General features: G+C 71.2%; 17 protein-coding genes. 14 read left to right on the forward strand and 3 right to left on the reverse strand.

Going from position 1 to position 20,622, the window contains the following annotated elements:
• Positions 1-4 precede the first annotated feature (4 nt).
• A complete protein-coding gene (locus tag ABZ272_RS10265) occupies positions 5-658 on the reverse strand; it encodes an MBL fold metallo-hydrolase (RefSeq protein ID WP_355049580.1) in 654 nt (217 codons plus the stop codon).
• A gap of 259 nt (positions 659-917) precedes the next feature.
• Between ABZ272_RS10265 and rsgA the strand changes: the two genes are divergently transcribed.
• From rsgA to ABZ272_RS10290, 5 genes are all read left to right on the forward strand, one after another.
• Positions 918-1,988, forward strand: a complete 1,071-nt coding sequence (rsgA, locus tag ABZ272_RS10270) for a ribosome small subunit-dependent GTPase A (RefSeq protein ID WP_355049626.1) — start codon at positions 918-920, stop codon at positions 1,986-1,988.
• Between the two features lie 248 nt (positions 1,989-2,236).
• On the forward strand, positions 2,237-5,182 hold the full coding sequence (gene uvrA, locus ABZ272_RS10275) for an excinuclease ABC subunit UvrA (protein WP_355049581.1): 2,946 nt from the start codon (positions 2,237-2,239) through the stop codon (positions 5,180-5,182).
• Positions 5,183-5,334: 152 nt separating this feature from the next.
• A complete protein-coding gene (locus tag ABZ272_RS10280; RefSeq protein ID WP_355049582.1) occupies positions 5,335-5,817 on the forward strand; it encodes a Rieske (2Fe-2S) protein in 483 nt (160 codons plus the stop codon).
• A gap of 158 nt (positions 5,818-5,975) precedes the next feature.
• Positions 5,976-8,102, forward strand: a complete 2,127-nt coding sequence (uvrC, locus tag ABZ272_RS10285; RefSeq protein ID WP_355049583.1) for an excinuclease ABC subunit UvrC — start codon at positions 5,976-5,978, stop codon at positions 8,100-8,102.
• A gap of 1,140 nt (positions 8,103-9,242) precedes the next feature.
• Entirely contained in the window at positions 9,243-9,902 is a 660-nt protein-coding gene (locus ABZ272_RS10290) for a C39 family peptidase (RefSeq protein ID WP_355049584.1), read from the forward strand.
• A 54-nt stretch (positions 9,903-9,956) separates the two neighbouring features.
• Here ABZ272_RS10290 and recQ read toward each other — a convergent pair whose 3' ends face one another.
• Positions 9,957-11,798 (reverse strand): DNA helicase RecQ, encoded by a 1,842-nt coding sequence (recQ, locus tag ABZ272_RS10295; protein WP_355049585.1) that lies wholly within the window; start codon positions 11,796-11,798, stop codon positions 9,957-9,959.
• Between the two features lie 71 nt (positions 11,799-11,869).
• Positions 11,870-12,319, reverse strand: a complete 450-nt coding sequence (locus ABZ272_RS10300) for a hypothetical protein (protein WP_355049586.1) — start codon at positions 12,317-12,319, stop codon at positions 11,870-11,872.
• 182 nt (positions 12,320-12,501) lie between these two features.
• Between ABZ272_RS10300 and ABZ272_RS10305 the strand changes: the two genes are divergently transcribed.
• The 9 genes from ABZ272_RS10305 (at position 12,502) to secG (ending at position 20,487) form a co-directional block, all read left to right on the forward strand.
• The gene (locus ABZ272_RS10305; protein ID WP_355049627.1) at positions 12,502-13,350 is read left to right on the forward strand and encodes a helix-turn-helix transcriptional regulator; all 849 of its coding nucleotides are present in this window, start codon (positions 12,502-12,504) and stop codon (positions 13,348-13,350) included.
• Positions 13,351-13,373: 23 nt separating this feature from the next.
• On the forward strand, positions 13,374-13,577 hold the full coding sequence (locus tag ABZ272_RS10310) for a DUF397 domain-containing protein (RefSeq protein ID WP_355049587.1): 204 nt from the start codon (positions 13,374-13,376) through the stop codon (positions 13,575-13,577).
• Positions 13,578-13,723: 146 nt separating this feature from the next.
• On the forward strand, positions 13,724-14,629 hold the full coding sequence (rapZ, locus tag ABZ272_RS10315) for an RNase adapter RapZ (RefSeq protein WP_355049588.1): 906 nt from the start codon (positions 13,724-13,726) through the stop codon (positions 14,627-14,629).
• On the forward strand, positions 14,626-15,777 hold the full coding sequence (locus tag ABZ272_RS10320; protein ID WP_355049589.1) for a 2-phospho-L-lactate transferase CofD family protein: 1,152 nt from the start codon (positions 14,626-14,628) through the stop codon (positions 15,775-15,777). The genes rapZ and ABZ272_RS10320 overlap by 4 nt, the downstream gene beginning before the upstream one ends.
• 54 nt (positions 15,778-15,831) lie before the next feature.
• Positions 15,832-16,812, forward strand: coding sequence for a DNA-binding protein WhiA (gene whiA, locus ABZ272_RS10325; RefSeq protein WP_030337350.1), 981 nt, complete (start codon positions 15,832-15,834; stop codon positions 16,810-16,812).
• 265 nt (positions 16,813-17,077) lie between these two features.
• Positions 17,078-18,082: a type I glyceraldehyde-3-phosphate dehydrogenase gene (gene gap / locus ABZ272_RS10330; protein ID WP_355049590.1), complete on the forward strand. Its 1,005-nt coding sequence runs from the start codon at positions 17,078-17,080 to the stop codon at positions 18,080-18,082.
• A gap of 52 nt (positions 18,083-18,134) precedes the next feature.
• Positions 18,135-19,337 (forward strand): phosphoglycerate kinase, encoded by a 1,203-nt coding sequence (locus tag ABZ272_RS10335; protein WP_355049591.1) that lies wholly within the window; start codon positions 18,135-18,137, stop codon positions 19,335-19,337.
• Between the two features lie 2 nt (positions 19,338-19,339).
• Positions 19,340-20,131 (forward strand): triose-phosphate isomerase, encoded by a 792-nt coding sequence (gene tpiA / locus ABZ272_RS10340; protein WP_355049592.1) that lies wholly within the window; start codon positions 19,340-19,342, stop codon positions 20,129-20,131.
• Positions 20,132-20,226: 95 nt separating this feature from the next.
• The gene (gene secG / locus ABZ272_RS10345; RefSeq protein WP_355049593.1) at positions 20,227-20,487 is read left to right on the forward strand and encodes a preprotein translocase subunit SecG; all 261 of its coding nucleotides are present in this window, start codon (positions 20,227-20,229) and stop codon (positions 20,485-20,487) included.
• The last annotated feature ends 135 nt before the right edge of the window (positions 20,488-20,622 follow it).

Genomic DNA, 20,622 nt, shown 5'->3' on the forward strand with positions numbered 1-20,622 from the left:
TGGGTTACCAGCCTCGGGTTCGCCACTGGGGGAGGGACGGGCGTTCGGCGCCCAGGGTGCTGTCCTTGCCGTGGCCCGGGTAGAACCAGGTGTCGTCCGGCAGTTGGTCGAACAGCTTGTGCTCGACGTCGTCGATCAACGCGGCGAAGCGCTGCGGGTCCTTGTCCGTGTTGCCCACGCCGCCGGGAAAGAGACTGTCGCCGGTGAAGAGGTGGGCGGCGCCGGCCGGATCGCGGTAGAGCAGGGCGATCGACCCGGGCGTGTGCCCCTTGATGTGGATGACCTCCAGCGCGCAGTCACCCACCGCGACGGTGTCGCCCTCGGCCAGGTGTTCCGCCTCGATCGGCAGCCCGGACGCGTCGTCGGCGTGCACCAGGGCCCGCGCGCCGGTCTTGGCGACCACCTCCTCCAGCGCCACCCAGTGGTCCATGTGCTGGTGGGTGGTGACCACGGAGGTCAGGCCGTCGTCACCGATCAGCTCCAGCAGCCGGGGCGCCTCGTTGGCGGCGTCGATCAACACCTGGTCGCCGGTGCCGGAGCACCGCAGCAGATAGGCGTTGTTGTCCATCGGGCCGACCGACAGCTTGCTGATCGTGAGCCCGGCCAACTCCCGGACCGCCGGCGGGCCGCCGTGGGTGACATCTCCGCTGTAGGTCATGACGTGTCGACATCCATTCCGGGTCCAGGAGGTGCTCGGCGGCCGTGCGGTGGCGTCGCGCGGGCGGCGCGGCGGTGCGCACGCGTCGACCCTAGCGGGCGGGCGCCGCGCCGTCGTCGTGGAAATCGCTTTCGGCGCGGCGCGTCGCGCCCTACCGTCGGCGTCACATGCGGCACTCGGACGTCGGACGGAGGTGGAGTTCATGCCGGACGTGGCACGCGTGTTCCGCCATCACCAGCTCGACACCGATGAGGATGCCATGACCATCGATCTGACCGCCCTCGGCTGGGACGCCGACCGGGCGTCGTACGCCGCCCGACGTGGCGAGCGCCACCCGGGCCGGGTGGCCCGGGTGGACCGGGGAGTCTGCACGGTGCTCACCGTCGACGGCCCGGTCCGCGCCAGCCTCGGCCCGGCCGTGCTGGCCGCCGCGGCCCAGGACCCGTCCGCGCTGCCCTGCGCGGGAGACTGGGTGCTGCTCACACACTGGCCGGACCGCCGGATCACCGTGGGGGCCGTGCTGCCCCGGCGAGCCGCGCTGATCCGCCGTACCGCCGGCAAGGACGCCAGCGGCCAGGTGCTGGCCGCGAACCTCGACACGGCCGCCGTGGTGGAGCCGGTGCACCCGGAGCCGGACGTGGCCCGCATCGAGCGGCTGCTGTCCCTGGTCCACGAGTCCGGGGCCCGGCCGCTCGTGGTGCTGACCAAGTCCGACCTCGCGGCCGACCCGGCCGCGCTCGCCCGCCAACTCGCCGCCGTCGCGCCCGGCGTGCCGGTGCTGCCGGTCAGCGCCGAGCACGGCACCGGGCTGGCGCCGCTGCGCGCCGAGGTCGCGCCGGGTCGCACGCTGGGGCTGCTCGGGCCGTCCGGCGCGGGCAAGTCGAGCCTGGTCAACGCGCTCGCCGGCGCGGTGATGATGCCGACCCAGGCGATCCGCCGGGTCGACGGCAAGGGCCGGCACACCACCACCTGGCGGGCCCTGGTGCCCATCCCGGGCGGCGGCGCGGTGATCGACACGCCGGGCGTACGCGCGGTCGGTCTCCTCGACGGCGTGGCCGGGCTGGACCGGGCGTTCGCCGACATCGCGGGGCTGGCCGAGGGTTGCCGGTACGCCGACTGCCGGCACGACGGCGAGCCGGCCTGCGCGGTCCGGGACGCGCTGCACAGCGGTGAGCTGTCCGCCCGCCGTTGGGAGAGCTGGCGGCGGCTCCAGGGCGAGGTGGCGCACGAGAGCCGGCGGCGTGCGGCCCGTCTCGCCGCCGAGCGACGCGGCGGCTGGCGCTCGGCGCGACGCCGGGCGGCCCGCCCACCGTCGCCCGGGGGTTACTGACCGGGCCTCTGCCGCCGGGTACCTGCCCGGCGGCAGAGGCCGGTGTCGAAGGCTCGCTGCCCGCGCGGCCGACCGGGCTGAGCTGGGGGAATGTGCGGGCGGGGGAAACTGTCGTACCTCGGGGCTAGAGTTGCCGAGGCGTGTTTTCCGCGCCCGTACCGACCGCTCATGAGCAGCTACGACCGCTCGGAACCAGCACAGAGCGGGACAGACCCTCCGCTTCACCTTCACCCGGGAGTACACGTACCGTGGCCGACCGACTCATCATCCGTGGCGCGCGCGAGCACAACCTGCGTGACGTCAGTCTCGACCTGCCCCGGGACGCTCTCATCGTGTTCACCGGGCTGTCCGGGTCGGGCAAGTCGAGCCTGGCCTTCGACACGATCTTCGCCGAGGGGCAGCGGCGCTACGTGGAGTCGCTGTCGTCGTACGCCCGGCAGTTCCTCGGTCAGATGGACAAGCCCGACGTCGACTTCATCGAGGGGCTGAGCCCGGCCGTCTCGATCGACCAGAAGTCCACCTCGCGTAACCCGCGCTCCACCGTCGGCACCATCACCGAGGTCTACGACTACCTGCGGCTGCTCTTCGCCCGCATCGGCGAGCCGCACTGCCCGGTCTGTGGCGAGCGGATCTCCAAGCAGAGCCCGCAGCAGATCGTCGACCGGGTCCTCGCGATGGCCGAGGGCACCAAGTTCATGGTGCTCGCGCCGGTCATCCGGGGCCGCAAGGGCGAGTACGTCGACCTCTTCGCCGAGCTGCAGGCCAAGGGTTACGCCCGGGCCCGCGTCGACGGCGTGGTCCACCCGCTGACCGAGCCGCCCAAGCTCAAGAAGCAGGAGAAGCACACCATCGAGGTGGTGATCGACCGGCTCACCGTCAAGCCGAGCGCCAAGCAGCGGCTGACCGACTCGGTCGAGGCCGCGCTGGGCCTGTCCAGCGGTCTGGTGCTGCTCGACTTCGTCGACCTGCCGGAGGACGACCCGGAGCGGGAGCGCCGCTACTCGGAGCACCTGGCCTGCCCCAACGACCACCCGCTGGCCATCGAGGATCTCGAGCCCCGGGTCTTCTCCTTCAACGCGCCGTACGGCGCCTGCCCGGAGTGCACCGGCCTGGGCACCAAGAAGGAGGTCGACCCGGAGCTGCTGGTTCCCGACCCGGAGCGCAGCCTGCGCGAGGGCGCCATCCAGCCCTGGTCCACCGGGCACAACCTGGAATACTTCCTGCGCCTGCTGGAGGCCCTCGGCGAGGCGCAGCACTTCGACGTCGACACCCCGTGGCGTGCCCTGCCGGCGCGGGCGCAGAAGACGATCCTGCACGGCTCCGACGACCAGGTGCACGTGCGTTACCGCAACAAGTACGGCCGTGAGCGCTCCTACTACACCGGCTTCGAGGGCGTGGTGCAGTGGATCGAGCGCCGGCACTCCGACACCGAGTCCGAGTGGTCCCGCGACAAGTACGAGGGCTACATGCGCGACGTGCCGTGCGCGGCCTGCGGGGGCGCCCGGCTCAAGCCCGAGGTGCTCGCCGTCACCCTGGCGGGCAAGAGCATCGCCGAGGTCTGCAACCTGTCCGTGGGGGAGTGCGCCGATCTGCTCGCCGGCATCGAGCTGACCGACCGGCAGAAGCTGATCGCCGAGCGCGTCCTCAAGGAGATCAACGCCCGGCTGCGGTTCCTGCTCGACGTCGGCCTGGACTACCTCTCGCTCGACCGGCCGGCCGGCACGCTCTCCGGTGGTGAGGCGCAGCGCATCCGGCTGGCCACCCAGATCGGCTCGGGCCTGGTCGGGGTGCTCTACGTGCTCGACGAGCCGTCGATCGGGCTGCACCAGCGTGACAACCACCGGCTCATCGAGACGCTGATCCGGCTGCGCGGGCTGGGCAACACGCTGATCGTGGTGGAGCACGACGAGGACACCATCCGGGTCGCCGACTGGATCGTCGACATCGGCCCCGGCGCGGGCGAGCACGGCGGCAAGATTGTGCACAGCGGCTCGGTGCCGGCGCTGTTGAAGAACAAGGAGTCGATCACCGGGGCGTACCTGTCCGGTCGGCGGTCGATCCCGACGCCGACGGCCCGCCGTCCGCAGACCAAGGACCGCGAGCTGGTGGTGCACGGCGCGCGCGAGCACAACCTGCGCAACCTGACCGTCTCGTTCCCGCTGGGCCAGCTCATCGCGGTCACCGGCGTCAGCGGCTCGGGCAAGTCGACGCTGGTCAACGACATCCTCTACGCGGTGCTGGCCAACCAGATCAACGGCGCCCGCCTGGTGCCCGGCCGGCACACCCGGGTCTCCGGGCTGGAGCACGTCGACAAGGTCGTCGGCGTGGACCAGTCGCCGATCGGCCGTACGCCGCGCTCCAACCCGGCCACCTACACGGGCGTCTGGGACCACGTCCGCAAGCTCTTCGCCGAGACCACCGAGGCCAAGGTCCGGGGGTACGGGCCGGGCCGGTTCTCGTTCAACGTTAAGGGTGGCCGCTGCGAGGCGTGCTCCGGCGACGGCACCATCAAGATCGAGATGAACTTCCTGCCCGACGTGTACGTCCCCTGCGAGGTCTGCAAGGGCGCCCGGTACAACCGGGAGACCCTGGAGGTGCACTACAAGGGCAAGACCGTCTCGGACGTGCTGGAGATGCCGATCGAGGAGGCCGCCGAGTTCTTCTCGGCCATCCCCGCCATCCACCGGCACCTCAAGACCCTCGTCGACGTCGGCCTCGGCTACGTCCGCCTCGGGCAGCCCGCGCCGACGCTCTCCGGTGGTGAGGCGCAGCGGGTCAAGCTCGCGTCCGAGCTGCAGAAGCGCTCCACCGGGCGCACGGTCTACGTGCTCGACGAGCCGACCACCGGTCTGCACTTCGAGGACATCCGCAAGCTGCTGATGGTGCTGGAGGGCCTGGTCGACAAGGGCAACACCGTGATCACCATCGAGCACAACCTCGACGTGATCAAGACAGCCGACTGGCTCATCGACATGGGCCCCGAGGGCGGTCACCGGGGCGGCATGGTGCTCGCCACCGGCACCCCGGAGGAGGTCGCCGAGGTGGCCGAGAGCCACACCGGCGAGTTCCTGCGCCAGGTGCTCAAGCTCGACGGCGAGGCCAAGGGTGCGGCGGCGGCCACCACCCGGGCCGCCAAGGCCAACGGCGCGACCAAGACGCGGGCGACCCGCAAGGTGCCGGCCGGCGCGCGCTGACTTCCCGCATCTCTTCGGGGCGGGTCGGATGACGACCCGCCCCTTTTGCCGGGGTCGCCCAGATGCCGGGGTGAACTATCCGGCACAGTTGCGCGTGAAAGGAAGTGTGGCCGGCTTTCGGACCGGCGCACTGGGCGAGAGAGAGGCGAGGCATGAGCGACGATCAGGCGCTGACCGGACCGGGTACGCAGACCCGTCGTACCCTGCTCACCGGCGTCGGGGCGGTCGGCGCTGCCGTCGTCCTGGCTGCCTGCGGCAGCGACGACGGCAGCGGCAGCGGCTCACCCACCAGCGGTGGACCCGCCGTGCCCAGCACCGGGGACGCCGGCGGCGGCGACCGGCAGAACGCCCAGTCGCTGGCCACCACCGCCGACATCCCGGTCGGTGGCGGCAAGATCCTCGCCGCCGAGGGCGTGGTGATCACCCAGCCCGCGGCCGGCCAGTTCAAGGGCTTCAGCCCGATCTGTACGCACCAGAACTGCCCCGTCTCGAACGTCGACGGCGGCACCATCAACTGCACCTGCCACGGCAGCAAGTTCTCGATCGAGGACGGCTCGGTGAAGGCCGGTCCGGCGAAGAAGCCGCTGCCGCCGAAGGACATCAAGGTCACCGGCGACCAGATCTCCCTGGCCTGACCCACCTGGGCGCGCCGGTCGCGCCGGCCGGCCATTGATCAACTCGCATTTCCGGAAGTCGGGGTGTCTGCGGGGCTCCGACACCCCGACTTCCGGGAAGCCGGGGTGGATCACGCGCCTGCGGTGGCGTGTCGGGGGTGCGGACTAGGCTTGTTGGCGTGGCTGACCCCTCGACCTACCGTCCCGCGCCCGGCACCATCCCGGAGTCACCGGGGGTCTACCGCTTCCGCGACGGCACCGGCCGGGTGATCTACGTCGGCAAGGCGAAGAACCTGCGCAGCCGGCTCAACTCCTACTTCGGCGACGTCTGGAACCTGCACGAGCGCACCCGACAGATGGTCACCACCGCCGAGTCGGTGGACTGGATCACCGTCGGCACCGAGGTCGAGGCGCTCCAGCAGGAGTTCACCTGGATCAAGCAGTACGATCCCCGGTTCAACGTCCGTTACCGCGACGACAAGTCGTACCCCTATCTGGCCGTCACCCTCGACGAGGAGTACCCGCGACTCCAGGTGATGCGCGGCGCGAAACGCAAGGGTGTGCGCTACTTCGGGCCGTACTCGCATGCCTGGGCCATCCGCGAGACCCTCGACCTGCTGCTGCGGGTGTTCCCCGCGCGGACCTGCTCGGCCGGCGTGTTCAAGCGGGCCGGCCAGGTCGGCCGCCCCTGCCTCCTGGGCTACATCGGGAAGTGCTCGGCCCCGTGCGTCGGCACCGTCTCGGCCGACGAGCACCGGGCCATCGTCGACGGGTTCTGCGACTTCATGGCCGGCCGCACCGACACCATGGTCCGCAAGATCGAACGCGAGATGACCGAGGCCAGCGAGGCGTTGGAGTTCGAACGGGCCGCCCGCCTGCGCGACGACGTGGCCGCCCTGCGTCGGGCCATGGAGAAGCAGACCGTCGTGCTCGGCGACGGCACCGACGCCGACGTGGTCGCGTTCGCCGACGACCCCCTCGAAGCGGCCGTGCAGGTCTTCCACGTCCGCGACGGCCGGGTCCGCGGCCAGCGTGGCTGGGTGGTCGAGAAGACCGAGGACCTCACCACCGGCGACCTGGTGCACCATTTCTGCACCCAGGTGTACGGCGGCGAGCACGGCGAGGCGGACGTACCCCGTGAGCTTCTGGTGCCCGAGCTGCCGGCGGACGCCGACGCGCTCGCCGACTGGCTCACCGGCCACCGGGGCAGCCGGGTGACGTTGCGCGTGCCGCAGCGCGGCGACAAGCGCACCCTGCTCGAGACGGTCGAGCGCAACGCCAAGGACGCGCTGGCCCGGCACAAGCTCAAACGCTCCGGCGACCTGACCACCCGCGGCAAGGCGCTCGACGAGATCAGCGAGGCGCTGGGCATGCGCACCTCGCCGTTGCGCATCGAGTGCTTCGACATCTCCCAGATCCAGGGCACCGACGTGGTGGCCAGCATGGTGGTCTTCGAGGACGGGTTGCCCCGCAAGAGCGAGTACCGGCGGTTCATCGTCCGGGGCGCCACCGACGATTTGTCCGCGATGTCCGAGGTGCTGCGTCGCCGCTTCGCCCGCTACCTCGACGCGCGCGCCGAGACGGGCGAGGTGGGCGTGGAGTCGGCCGACGACCCGGCCACTCCGGTGGACCCGGTCGACCCGCAGGTCGGCGTCCTGATCGACCCGACCACCGGCCGGCCCCGAAAGTTCGCGTACCCGCCGCAGCTGGTCGTCGTCGATGGTGGCGCCCCGCAGGTCGCGGCCGCCGCGCAGGCCCTCGCCGACCTGGGCATCGACGACGTGGCCCTGTGCGGCCTCGCCAAGCGGCTGGAGGAGGTGTGGCTCCCGGACGACGAGTTCCCGGTCATCCTGCCGCGCACCTCCGAGGGCCTCTACCTGCTGCAACGCGTCCGCGACGAGGCGCACCGCTTCGCCATCACGTTCCACCGCCAGCGACGCTCCAAGCGGATGACCGAGTCGGCGCTGGATAATGTCCCCGGCCTGGGTGAGGTACGCCGCAAGGCGCTGCTACGGCACTTCGGCTCGCTCAAGCGGCTCTCCACGGCAACCGTCGACGAGATCACCGAGGTACCCGGGGTCGGCCGTCGTACCGCCGAGGCGATCCTGACCGCCCTGGACACGGGGGCGCCGGCCGACACCGGCGCGGAGGCGACCTCCGACGCGAGGAGCGCAGCCCCTGCGGGGGCGACCTCCGTCGCGGGGGTGGCCTCCGATGCGGGGAGCGCACCCCCTGCGGGGGCGACCTCCGTCGCGGGGGCGACTTCTGCCTCTGAACCTGCGGTCGAGGGCTTGCCTTCGCCATGATCGACTCGAGTTCGGCGATATCGGGCTATCAACTGGCTGGGATAGCGCGCTATCGCCGAAGTCGTGTGGATCACCAACTCGCCCCGAGGTGCGGATGCTCCTACCCCGCGCCATGTGGGCGACATGCCTGATATAGGCGACCGTCCGGGTCCGTCCCGCCAGGCCGGCATGGTGGGGTCACCGGGGCGAAGCGGCACTTTGCCGGCCCTGGCCGCTGCTCGGCACCTCCGCCCGCGGTGTCGTCCGTGAGCAACTGCTTGCCCACCCACCTGAATGCGGAGTGCCCGGCGTCGCAACCCCGTGATCGCGCTCGATCCTGGTTGTAGTGGCCTCGACCGCACGGCGAGGGCCCTCTTTCCTGGATCGAGCACGATCTTGCCCGAATGCGCCGTCCCAGACCTCAGGCGGGCTGATGTGCCCTGGTCGGTGAGGGAGCACTTTCGGGGATATTGCTGCCTCACAACCGGCTGACGCAGCAATATCCCCGAAAGTGCGCCGGTCATCGGATCCGCCCAGGCCGTGGGTCGGATTTGTCCGGTTTCGGCGGTCGGGCGGCGCTTGGGCACTCGCGGTCCGTCGTGCCCGCCCCTTGATCGACTCCGGGTCACCGGTGTGGGGGCATCCTCTGTGCGCGGATGCCGCCACGTCGGCGATGTCGAGTCGATCATCACCGGTGGCGCGCCCGATGGTCTGTCGCGCCTCGGAGGTTTGTCCTGTTCGGGCGTGGGTGCCGTGACGGGTCGCACCCCGTCGGCGGAATCGGCGGCCGGGCGGGGTCGTTACACCTGGCACGCCGCCGCGCCCTCCGGGTCACCGGGTGGCCGCCGGGAACACCCGCCGGGTCGGCGTCGTTACACCCGTTCGCATCACCGAGCATCGCCACCCCGGCTCACGGCAGCCGCCGCCGGGAACACCCCCCGGGCCGGTGTCGTTACACTCCCCGCACGGCCGAGCACCACCGGCCGATCCGGGTCCGCCGGCGGGAATGATCCCCCGGCCCGGACCGTTGCACCACCCTCCGGGACACCCCCGAGCAGGCCCCGCCGGGCCGCCGGGCCGATCCCCAAGAACTCTCTCCGCACAGCACACCCCCGTGTGCCGAGTGCATATCCCCCGAATGAAGCAGAGGAGCACGCCATCATGCGTACCGATCTGATTCGTAAGACCGCCCTGACCGCCGCTGGCCTCGCCTTCACCGGTGGAGCGATCGCCGGTCCGGTGACCGCCGCGTACGCCATGTCCGACGCCAAGCCCACCACCCAGACCCAGTCGGACCGTAAGGGTCACGGTGAGCGGGAGCTCGGCGTGCGTTACGAGGCGCAGCCGAACTTCTACTACTGCGGCCCCGCCGCTACCCGTAACGCCCTGAGCGTGCAGGGTAAGAACATCGACGTGGACGCCATGGCCAAGGAGATGGGCACCACCGAGGCCGGCACCAACTCGATTAACGACATCACGCCGGTGCTGAACAAGGAGACCGGCAAGGCCGACGCCTACCGGTCGGTGGAGATCAGCAGCCCTGACGCCGACGCCAAGCAGACCGACACGCTGCGCGCCGACGTGGTCAAGACCGTCGACGACGGCCGGGCCGTGGTCGCCAACATCGCCGGCACCAGCACCGACACCGACGGCAACACCCACTCCTACGAGGGCGGGCACTACATCAGCGTGACCGGCTACCGCGACAACGGCAACGTCGTCACGATCGCCGACTCCGCCAACCCGGACACCGCCTCCTACCAGATCACCGTCGAGCACCTCGCGGACTGGATCGCCACCCGCGGCTACGCCACCAGCTGACAACCACACCGCAAAGGGCCGGACCCCACGGGGTCCGGCCCTTTCGGCATAAGGTCACTCGCCAGCGAGGACGGCCAGGATCTGCTCGCCGTACTTGGCGAGTTTGTTCTCGCCGACGCCGTTGACGCGGGACAGTTCGGCCAGCGAGGTGGGCTCGTCGCTCGCGATCTGGCGCAGCGTCGCGTCGTGGAAGATGACGTACGCCGGAACGCCCTGCTCCTTGGCGCTGGCCGCCCGCCAGGCGCGCAGCCGTTCGAAGAGGGACGCGGCGGCCGGGGTCAGCTCGGCCACCACGGTGGACGAGCCGCGCGGCTTGGACGAGCGGCTCGACGCCGGCTTCTCCGGTTCGCGGCGCATGGTGACGGTACGGCGACGGCCCAGCACGTCGGCGCTCGCCTCGGTCAGCGCGAGCGTGCCGTAGTCGCCCTCGACGGCGAGCAGCCCCTCGGCGAGGAGTTGCCGGACCACGCCCCGCCACTCGGCCTCGCTCAACTCCGTGCCGATACCGAAGACGGTCAGCGAGTCGTGGCCGTACTGGCTGATCTTGTCGGTCTGCTTGCCGAGCAGGATGTCGACGCAGTGCCCGGCGCCGAACCGCTGGTTGCGTTCGCGGTCGAGGCGGAACACGGTGGACAGCAGCTTCTGGGCGGCGACCGTGCCGTCCCAGGACTCCGGTGGGTTGAGGCAGGTGTCGCAGTTGCCGCAGGCCGAGGTGTCGCTCTCGCCGAAGTATTCGAGTAGCTGCACCCGGCGGCACCGGACCGTCTCGCAGAGCGCGAGCATCGCGTCCAGGTGCGCGGCGAGGTTGCGGCGGTGCGCGAGGTCGCCGTCGGACGTCTCGATCATCTTGCGTTGCTGCACCACGTCCTGCAGGCCGTACGCCAGCCAGGCGGTGGACGGCAGCCCGTCGCGGCCGGCGCGGCCGGTCTCCTGGTAGTAGCCCTCGACCGACTTGGGCAGGTCGAGGTGGGCCACGAAGCGCACGTCGGGCTTGTCGATGCCCATGCCGAACGCGATGGTGGCCACCATGACCAGCCCGTCCTCGCGCAGGAAGCGGTGTTGGTTGGCGGCGCGGGTCGCCGCGTCGAGGCCCGCGTGGTAGGGCAGCGCGGCGATCCCGTTGGCGGTCAGGAACTCGGCGGTCTTGTCCACCGAGGCGCGGGACAGGCAGTAGACGATGCCCGCGTCGCCGGGGTGCTCGTCGCGCAGCAGGGCGAGGAGCTGCTTGCGGGGCTCCCGCTTGGGCACGATCCGGTACTGGATGTTGGGCCGGTCGAAGCTGGCCACGAAGTGTCGCGCGTCGTCGAGGCCCAGCCGGGTGGCGATCTCGCGGCGGGTGGCGCTCGTCGCGGTGGCGGTCAGCGCGATGCGGGGGACCTGCGGCCACCGCTCGTGCAGCATCGACAGGGCCAGGTAGTCGGGCCGGAAGTCGTGCCCCCACTGCGACACGCAGTGCGCCTCGTCGATCGCGAACAGGGAGATGCGCCCCCGGTCCAGCAGGGCGAGCGTGGACCGGACGCCGAGCGCCTCCGGCGCCAGGTAGAGCAGGTCCAGCTCGCCGGCGACGAAGGCCGCCTCGACCCGGCGGCGGGCGTCGAGGGTCTGCGTCGAGTTGAGGAAACCGGCGCGTACGCCGACCGCGGTGAGCGCGTCCACCTGGTCCTGCATGAGCGCGATCAGCGGCGACACGACGACCGCGACGCCGTCGCGGACCAGGGCCGGGATCTGGTAGCACAGCGATTTGCCACCACCGGTGGGCATCAGCACCAGCGCGTCGCCGCCGGCGACGACATGGTCGATGACCTGCTGCTGGAAGCCGCGGAAGGCGTCGTAGCCGAACACCCGGCGCAGCGCCGCCAGCGCGTCGTCGGTACGCAGGTCGGTCGGGGAAGCCATCCGGGGAGTCTACGAGCCCTCCCCGACAGCATCGCCCGCACGGCGGCCGGCGCGTCGGCGCACCGCAACAGTCACTGCCCCGGCGTGCCGTCCCCATCGCCCCAGCAGAGCCCGCCGATGCCCGCCGCGCTGTGGAAGCCGGGGTGTCCGTTGACGTCCATGCACACCTCGTTGTCGGGGCCGCTCCGGCCGCAGAACACCGGCTCGACGTGGTGCCAGGCGTCGGCCCGGGACAGCAGCGCGGCCCCGGCGGCCACCTCGGGGCGCAGGGTCGTCAACCCCTCCGTGTAGACGACGGCCTGGTCGCGGGCCTCCATCAGGTCGGTCGCCAGGTAGGACAGGTGCAGCGTCCAGCGCCGGCCCGCCGGCCGCTCGCGCTCCGCCGGACCCAGAGCGATGAGGTACGACGACACGGCCTCCGGCTTCGCCAACGCGACCGCGACGGCGGCTCGGACCCGCTCGGACACGTCGGCCCGGTCGAGCAGAGCGGTCAGGTCGTCCTGGACGTCGCGGGGTTGCATTGACTCCTGCTCCCCGCGAGACGATTGATTGTCCGTCACGATCCCCTGCCTCTCCGTAGTGGATGCTCACCACGAGACTGGACCAATTGAGCCTGAAATGCAACGTCGTGATTTCTTCGAGACAAGCGCTTGAACCAAGCTCACTCCTCGGTGATAATCGATCACTCAGAGTGGAGGTGGCGATGGCGCAGGTGCCCAGTCCGACGATCAGGGCCCGCCGGCTGCGGCGCGAGTTGCGCCGCCTGCGGGACCGCACCGGCCACACCGCCGAGGAGGTCGCCAAGATCCTCGGCTGGCACCGGACCAAGGTGATCCGCTTCGAACTCGGACACTCGCGGGTGATGCCCAAGGACCTGCCCCCGTTGCTCGACCTCTACGACGCGTCAGGGGACGAGCGGGAGTCGCTGACCGCGCTGCTCCGGCAGTCGCGCCAGAAGGGATGGTGGAGCGCGTACGGCGACGTGCTGCCGGACGACTACGTCGGCTTCGAGGCGGAGGCGACCTCGATCAGCGCGTTCGAGTGTCTGTACGTTCCCGGCCTGTTGCAGACGGAGGAGTATGTCCGCGCCATCGTCAGAGCGGGCCGCAGCACCGCCGACCAGGACGAGACCGATCGGCGGGTGGCAGCCCGACTCGGCCGCAAGGTCATGCTTTCGCGAGACGTACCGCCGAAGCTGTGGATGGTGCTTGATGAGGCGGCTGTCCGTCGCGTCGTCGGTGGCCAGGACGTCATGCGAGCGCAGCTCGCCCGCCTGATCGAGGCATGTGAGCTCCCCACTGTCGAGATCCAGATCCTGCCGTTCGCCGCTGGCGCGCACGCGGGAATGGGCGGCCCGTTCACGCTGCTCGACTATGCCGATCCGACCCTGGACCCAACCGTCGTCTATCTCGACAACGACTCCAGCACCCTCCTGCTCGAAGAGGAGAGGCACGTCGCCCGATATAGACTCATGTTCGATCACCTCATGGCCAAGGCGCTCGACCCTGACGAGTCGGCTGCCTTTCTGGCACGGGTGGCGGCTGACTACTGACCGGTACTCGAGGGGTTTGACCGATGGCGGCTCCGGACACTCCCGCGGGCAAGTGGCGCAAGGGCAGCCGGAGCAGCGCAAGCGGTTCGAACTGCGTCGAGGTGGCCGTGCTCTCCGGCGGGCTGGCGGTGCGGGACTCCAAGGACCCGGGCGGCCCGGCGCTCGTCTTCGGCCGGGACGCCTGGTCGTCGTTCGTGACCGCTCTGCGGCGCGAGCCACGACTCTGATCGTCCCGTCGCCGAAGGAGGCTTGCACCACTGGCAAATCTCCGACCCGCCATCCGTGCCCGTGCCCACCCCGACCGGCGGGATAGAGTCGCTGATTGACCAATCGCGGCCGACGGCGGCCGCGGCGCCACGTCTTGGGGGTACGGGTGAGCGAGGCGCACACTGCCGGTGACGGGCAGCCGACGGCCGAGTCGGAGACCACCCTGGTGGTGGTCACCGGGCTGTCCGGTGGCGGCCGCAGCACCGTCGCCCGCGCATTGGAGAACGTCGGCTACTACGTCGTGGACAACCTGCCGCAGGCGCTCATGCTCGACATGGCCGAGCTGGCGTTCAAGGCCGGTGGGGCCGCCCGGCGTACGGCGATGGTCCTGGACGTGCGCTCGCGCGCCTTCTCCACCGACCTGGCCGGGGCGATCCGGGAGCTGAAGGAGCGCGGCTTCTCGCCCCGGGTGGTGTTCGTCGACGCCGACGACGAGGTGCTGATCCGACGCTTCGAGAGTGTCCGGCGTTCGCACCCGTTGCAGGGTGACGGACGGCTCGCCGACGGTATCGCCGTCGAGCGCGGGCTGCTGGAGGAGGCCCGCGACCAGGCCGACGTGATCATCGACACCAGCCACCTCAACGTCAACCAGCTCCGCCGGCGCATCGAGGAGCTGTTCGGCGGCGAGGACGCCCGCCGGTTGCGGGTGACCGTGCTCTCGTTCGGCTTCAAGTACGGCCTGCCGCCGGACGCCGACTTCGTGCTGGACGCCCGGTTCCTGCCCAACCCGTACTGGGTGCCGGAGCTGCGCGAGCACACCGGGCGGGAGGAGGCGGTCAGCGCGTACGTGCTGGGGCAGGAGGGCGCGGACGCCTTCGTCGCCTCGTACGCCGACCTGGTCAACGCCACCACCACGGGGTTCGAGCGGGAGGGCAAGCGGTACCTGACGGTGGCCGTTGGCTGCACCGGCGGCAAGCACCGCAGCGTGGCCATCGCCGAGGAGCTGGCCGGCCGGCTGCGTCAGTCGGGGCTGGCGGCGAACGCCCAGCACCGCGACCTGGGGCGGGAATGACGACGCGCCGGGTGGTGGCGTTCGGCGGCGGGCACGGCCTGTCGGCGTCGCTGCGCGCGCTGCGGCACTGCGCCCCCGAACTCGACCTGGACATCACCGCCGTGGTGACGGTCGGCGACGACGGCGGCTCCAGTGGCCGGTTGCGCGCCGAGCGGGGTGGTCTGCCCCCGGGTGACCTGCGGCAGGCCCTGGTCGCGCTGGCCGGCGACCATCCGGCCACCCGACGCAGCGCCGGTCTCTTCCAGCACCGCTTCGCGGCGGCGCAGGCGGTCCGCGTACCCCGGCATGCCGGGACCGAAGCGGCCCCGGCGGCGCGCGACGCGCCCGGCGTCGACGCGGGCCCGGCGGCCCGAGCGCACGCGGCCCCGGCGGCGCGCGACGCGCCCGGCGTGGGCGCGGACCCGGTTGCCGGAAAGCCGACAGACGCGGACCCGGCGGCGGGTGACGCGGCCCGCGCGGACGGCCTGGCCGGGCACGCGGTGGGCAACCTGGTGCTCTCCGGCCTCATGGAGCTGCTCGGCGACCCGGTGGCGGCGCTGGAGCACGCCGGGGCGATGCTCGGCGCGGTCGGGCGGGTGCTGCCGATGTCGCGCCAGCCGGTCGACATCGAGGCGCGGGTGCGCGGGGTCGACCCGGACGCTCCGGACGAGGTGCGGACCGTGCGCGGTCAGCACCAGGTGGCGGTCACGACCGGGCGGGTCGAGTCGCTGCGCCTGACGCCGGCCGCCCCGGCTGCCTGCGCCGAGGCCCTGGCCGCGATCGGCGCGGCGGACTGGTTGATCTTCGGGCCGGGCAGTTGGTACACGAGCGTCCTGCCGCACCTGCTGGTGCCGCAGTTGGCCGACGCGATCGTGTCCAGCTCGGCCCGGCGCCTGGTCACGCTGAACCTGGCCGCGGAGAAGGAGACCCTCGGCCTCTCGGTCGCCGATCATCTGGCGGCGCTGCACTGGTACCTGCCCGAGCTGAAGGTGGATCTCGTGCTGGCGGACGCCAAGGCGGTGGGTGACCCGGAACCGGTCGAACGTGCGGCAGAATCGCTGGGTGCCCGCCTGGTCCTCGCCCCCGTCGCCGTCACCGACGGCACTCCCCGCCATGATCCGGCTGCCCTGGGCGCCGCGCTGGTGCCTGTCCTGGGCGCCGATCGTTAGACACGTACGTAATCACCGGCGACACGCCGGAACAGGTCCGTGAGGGGACGCACAATGGCGATGACGGCTGCGGTCAAGGACGAGCTGAGTCGGGTCGACGTGCCCAAGCCCTGCTGTCGGCGGGCGGAGATGGCCGCGTTGCTGCGCTTCGCCGGAGGGCTGCACATCGTCTCCGGCCGGGTGGTGGTGGAGGCGGAGCTGGACACCGGCGCGGTGGCGCGTCGGCTGCGCCGGGAGATCGCCGAGGTCTACGGCTACCCGAGCGAGATCCACGTGCTCGCCTCCGGCGGGCTGCGCAAGGGCAGCCACTTCATCGTCCGGGTGGTCAAGGACGGCGAGGCGCTCGCGCGGCAGACCGGCCTGCTGGACGTGCGCGGCCGGCCGGTGCGGGGGCTGCCCCCGCACGTGGTGGCGGCGAACGTCTGCTGCGCGGTCTCGGCGTGGCGGGGCGCGTTCATGGCACACGGCTCGCTCACCGAGCCCGGCCGCTCCAGCGCGTTGGAGATCACCTGCCCCGGGCCGGAGTCGGCGCTCGCGCTGGTCGGCGCGGCCCGCCGGATCGGCATCACGGCCAAGAACCGTGAGGTACGCGGGGTGGACCGGGTGGTCGTCAAGGACGGCGACGCGATCGCCGCGCTGCTCACCCGCATCGGCGCGCACTCCAGCGTGCTGGCCTGGGAGGAACGTCGGGTACGCCGGGAGGTGCGGGCCACCGCCAACCGCCTGGCCAACTTCGACGACGCGAACCTGCGCCGCTCCGCGCGCGCCGCGGTGGCCGCCGCCGCCCGGGTCACCCGGGCGCTGGAGATCCTGGCCGACGAGGCGCCCAACCACCTCACCGACGCGGGACGGTTGCGCCTGGAGCACCGGCAGGCGTCGCTGGAGGAGTTGGGCGCGCTGGCCGACCCGCCGCTGACCAAGGACGCCATCGCCGGGCGGATCCGCCGCCTGCTGGCGCTGGCCGACAAGCGGGCCCGGGACCTCGGCATCCCGGATACGGAAGCAGCCGTCACGCCCGACATGCTCGTGGTCTGATAGGACGGTGGGCCCGTACGGTGCGCCGGGAGCACGACCCGGCGCAGCGTGGTCCCGCACGCTCGGATAGGGTCGCTGAGTACGGCAAGGGGGCCGACATCGGCACCTCTCGTCGTGCCCACCGCCTCGGGCGGTCAGGTCCTCAGACCGCGCGGCGGGGTGGCCGAGATGAACCGTCGACGGCCGGCTCCAACGGTCGGCGCACACCATTCCCGCCGGCCCGTTGAGTCAAGCCGGCGGACCAGAACGCGAGGAGATGGGACCTGTGACCATCCGGGTTGGCATCAACGGCTTTGGCCGAATCGGCCGTAACTTCTTCCGGGCAGTGCTGGCGTCCGACGCCGACATCGAGGTCGTGGCGGTCAACGACCTGACCGACAACGGCACGCTCGCCCACCTGCTCAAGTACGACAGCATCCTGGGTCGCCTGCCGTACGAGGTGAAGGCCACCGCCGACGAGATCACCGTCGGTGGCAAGACCATCAAGGCGTTCGCCGAGAAGGACCCGGCGGCGCTGCCGTGGGGCGAGGTCGGCGCGGACGTCGTCATCGAGTCGACGGGCTTCTTCACCGACGGCACCAAGGCCAAGGCGCACATCGACGGCGGCGCCAAGAAGGTCATCATCTCCGCCCCGGCGAAGAACGAGGACGTCACCGTGGTCATGGGTGTCAACCACGACACCTACGACCCGGCGAAGCACACCATCATCTCCAACGCCTCGTGCACGACGAACTGCCTCGCGCCGATGGCGAAGGTCCTGCAGGACACGTTCGGCATCACCAAGGGTCTGATGACGACGATCCACGCGTACACCCAGGACCAGAACCTCCAGGACGCGCCGCACAAGGACCTGCGCCGGGCGCGCGCCGCCGCGCTGAACATCGTCCCGACCTCCACCGGCGCCGCGAAGGCCATCGGCCTGGTGCTGCCGGAGCTGAAGGGCAAGCTCGACGGGTACGCGCTGCGGGTGCCGATCCCGACCGGCTCGGCCACCGACCTGACCGTCGAGGTCGGCCGGGAGACCACCGTGGACGAGGTCAACGCCGCGCTGAAGGCCGCCGCGGAGGGCCCGCTCAAGGGCATCCTGGTCTACAACGAGGACCCGATCGTCTCCTCCGACATCGTCACCGACCCGGCGTCGTGCATCTTCGACGCGCCGCTGACCAAGGTCATCGGCAACCAGGTCAAGGTCGTCGGCTGGTACGACAACGAGTGGGGCTACTCGAACCGCCTCGTCGACCTCGTCAAGCTGGTCGGTACCTCACTGTGAGCGCGAGGAGTGAGCTTGCGAGCCCCACAGTCGCGAACGGAAGGCTAGCTCTGTGAGTGCCCTCCGGACCCTCGACGACCTGCTCGCCGAGGGGGTGTCGGGTCGGCGCGTGCTGGTGCGCGCCGACCTGAACGTCCCGCTCGACAAGCAGTCCGGCGCGATCACTGATGACGGGCGCATCCGCGCGGTGCTGCCGACCCTGGGCGCGCTGGTCGAGGCCGGCGCGAAGGTGGTCGTCTGCTCGCACCTGGGCCGCCCGAAGGGCGCGCCCGACCCGCAGTTCAGCCTGAGCCCGGTCGCCGGGCGGCTTGGTGAGCTGCTGGGCGCGCCGGTGCGCTTCGCCACCGACACCGTCGGTGACTCCGCCCGTTCCACCGTCGCCGACCTGGCCGACGGCCAGGTCGCCCTGCTGGAGAACCTGCGCTTCAACGCCGGTGAGACCAGCAAGGACGAGGCCGAGCGGGGCGCGTTCGCCGACCAGCTCGCCGCGTTCGGCGACGCGTACGTCGACGACGCGTTCGGCGCCGTGCACCGCAAGCACGCCAGCGTGTACGACGTGCCGGCGCGACTGCCGCACGTGGCCGGCCGGCTGGTGCTGCGCGAGGTCGAGGTGCTCTCCAAGCTGACCAGCGAGCCCGAGCGGCCGTACGTGGTGGTGCTCGGCGGGTCCAAGGTCTCCGACAAGCTGGCTGTGATCGAGGCGCTGCTGCCGACGGTCGACCGGCTGCTCATCGGTGGCGGAATGTGCTTCACCTTCCTCAAGGCCCAGGGCCTGGAGGTGGGCACCTCGCTGCTGGAGAAGGACATGGTCGAGACCTGCCGCAACCTGCTGGAGCGGGCCGACGGCAAGATCATGCTCCCGGTCGACGTGGTGGTGGCGGACGCGTTCGCCCCGGACGCCGCGCACGACACGGTCCGCGTCGACGGCATCCCGAGCCACCGGCTCGGCCTGGACGTCGGCCCGGAGACGGTCGCCGGCTTCGCCGCCGCCCTGTCGCAGGCCAAGACGATCTTCTGGAACGGGCCGATGGGCGTGTTCGAGATGGCCGCCTTCGCGGCGGGCACCCGGGGCATCGCCGAGGCGATCACCAAGGCCGACGCGTTCAGCGTCGTCGGCGGCGGTGACAGCGCGGCGGCCGTCCGGGCGTTGGGCCTGGACGAGTCGAGCTTCGGTCACATCTCCACCGGTGGCGGCGCCTCCCTGGAGTACCTGGAGGGCAAGACCCTCCCCGGCATCGCGGCCCTGGAGAACTGAGCATGGCGAGCACGACCCGCCGGCCGCTGATGGCCGGCAACTGGAAGATGAACCTCAACCACCTCGAGGCCAACCTGCTCGTGCAGAAGCTGGCCGCGAGCCTCACCGAGAAGCAGCTCACCGAGGTCGAGACGGTCGTGCTGCCGCCCTTCACCGACCTGCGCACCGTGCAGACGGCGGTGGACGGCGACAAGCTGCTGATCGGCTACGGTGGGCAGGACCTGTCCCCGCACGCCTCCGGCGCGTACACCGGTGACATCTCCGGGCCGATGCTGGCCAAGCTCGGCTGCACGTACGTGGTGGTCGGGCACTCCGAGCGGCGGGCCTACCACCACGAGGACGACTCGGTCGTCAACGCGAAGGTGAAGGCGGCGCTCACGCACGGCCTGACCCCCATCCTCTGCGTGGGGGAGGGGCTGGACGTGCGCGAGCAGGGCACCCACGTGGCGCACTGCTCCGACCAGCTCGACGGGGGCCTCGCCGGGCTCACGCCCGAGCAGGTACGCCAGGTCGTCATCGCGTACGAGCCGGTCTGGGCGATCGGCACCGGCAAGACGGCCACGCCGGAGGACGCCCAGGAGGTCTGCGGCGCGGTCCGTCAGCGGTTGGCGGAGCGCTTCGACGCCGAGACCGCCGACGCCGTCCGGGTCCTCTACGGCGGCTCGGTCAAGGCGTCGAACGTCGCCTCGATCATGGCCCAGCCGGACGTGGACGGCGGCCTGGTGGGTGGCGCGAGCCTGGACGCGGAGGAATTCGCGCAGATCTGCCGGTTCCCCGAGCACATCGCTCGCTGATCGCTCGCTATTCTGGACACCGCCCGTCCACCGGCCGGTGCCGGAGTGCCCGACCTGTCCGGGCGAGGATCGCTACGAGAGGACTGCCCCCAGCCATGCCGATCTGGTTCGCATACACGTTGATCGTGTTGCTGGTCATCACGAGCGTTCTGCTCACCCTGCTCATCCTGCTGCACCGCGGTAAGGGTGGCGGGTTGTCGAGCATGTTCGGCGGCGGTGTCAGCTCCAGCCTCGCCGGCTCCTCGGTGGCCGAGAAGAACCTCGATCGTTACACCGTTCTGGTGGGTGTCGTCTGGTTCGCGGCGATCGTCGGGCTGGGTCTCTGGCTCCGTCTCCAGATGAACAGCGGCACCTGAGCAAGCCCGCCAAGTCGTACAATCTGCGCGCGGTCCGTCACTCGACGGACCGCGCGCAGTCTTTTCTCCGCTGCACCACCGCGTCGCCCGCCGCCCATCGAAGACGGCGGCGGGTCCCCTCCGACGACAGGAGCG

Origin of the sequence: Micromonospora sp. NPDC005979 (genome assembly GCF_040614415.1) — a bacterium.
In the GTDB taxonomy this organism is placed as follows: Bacteria; Actinomycetota; Actinomycetes; order Mycobacteriales; family Micromonosporaceae; genus Micromonospora.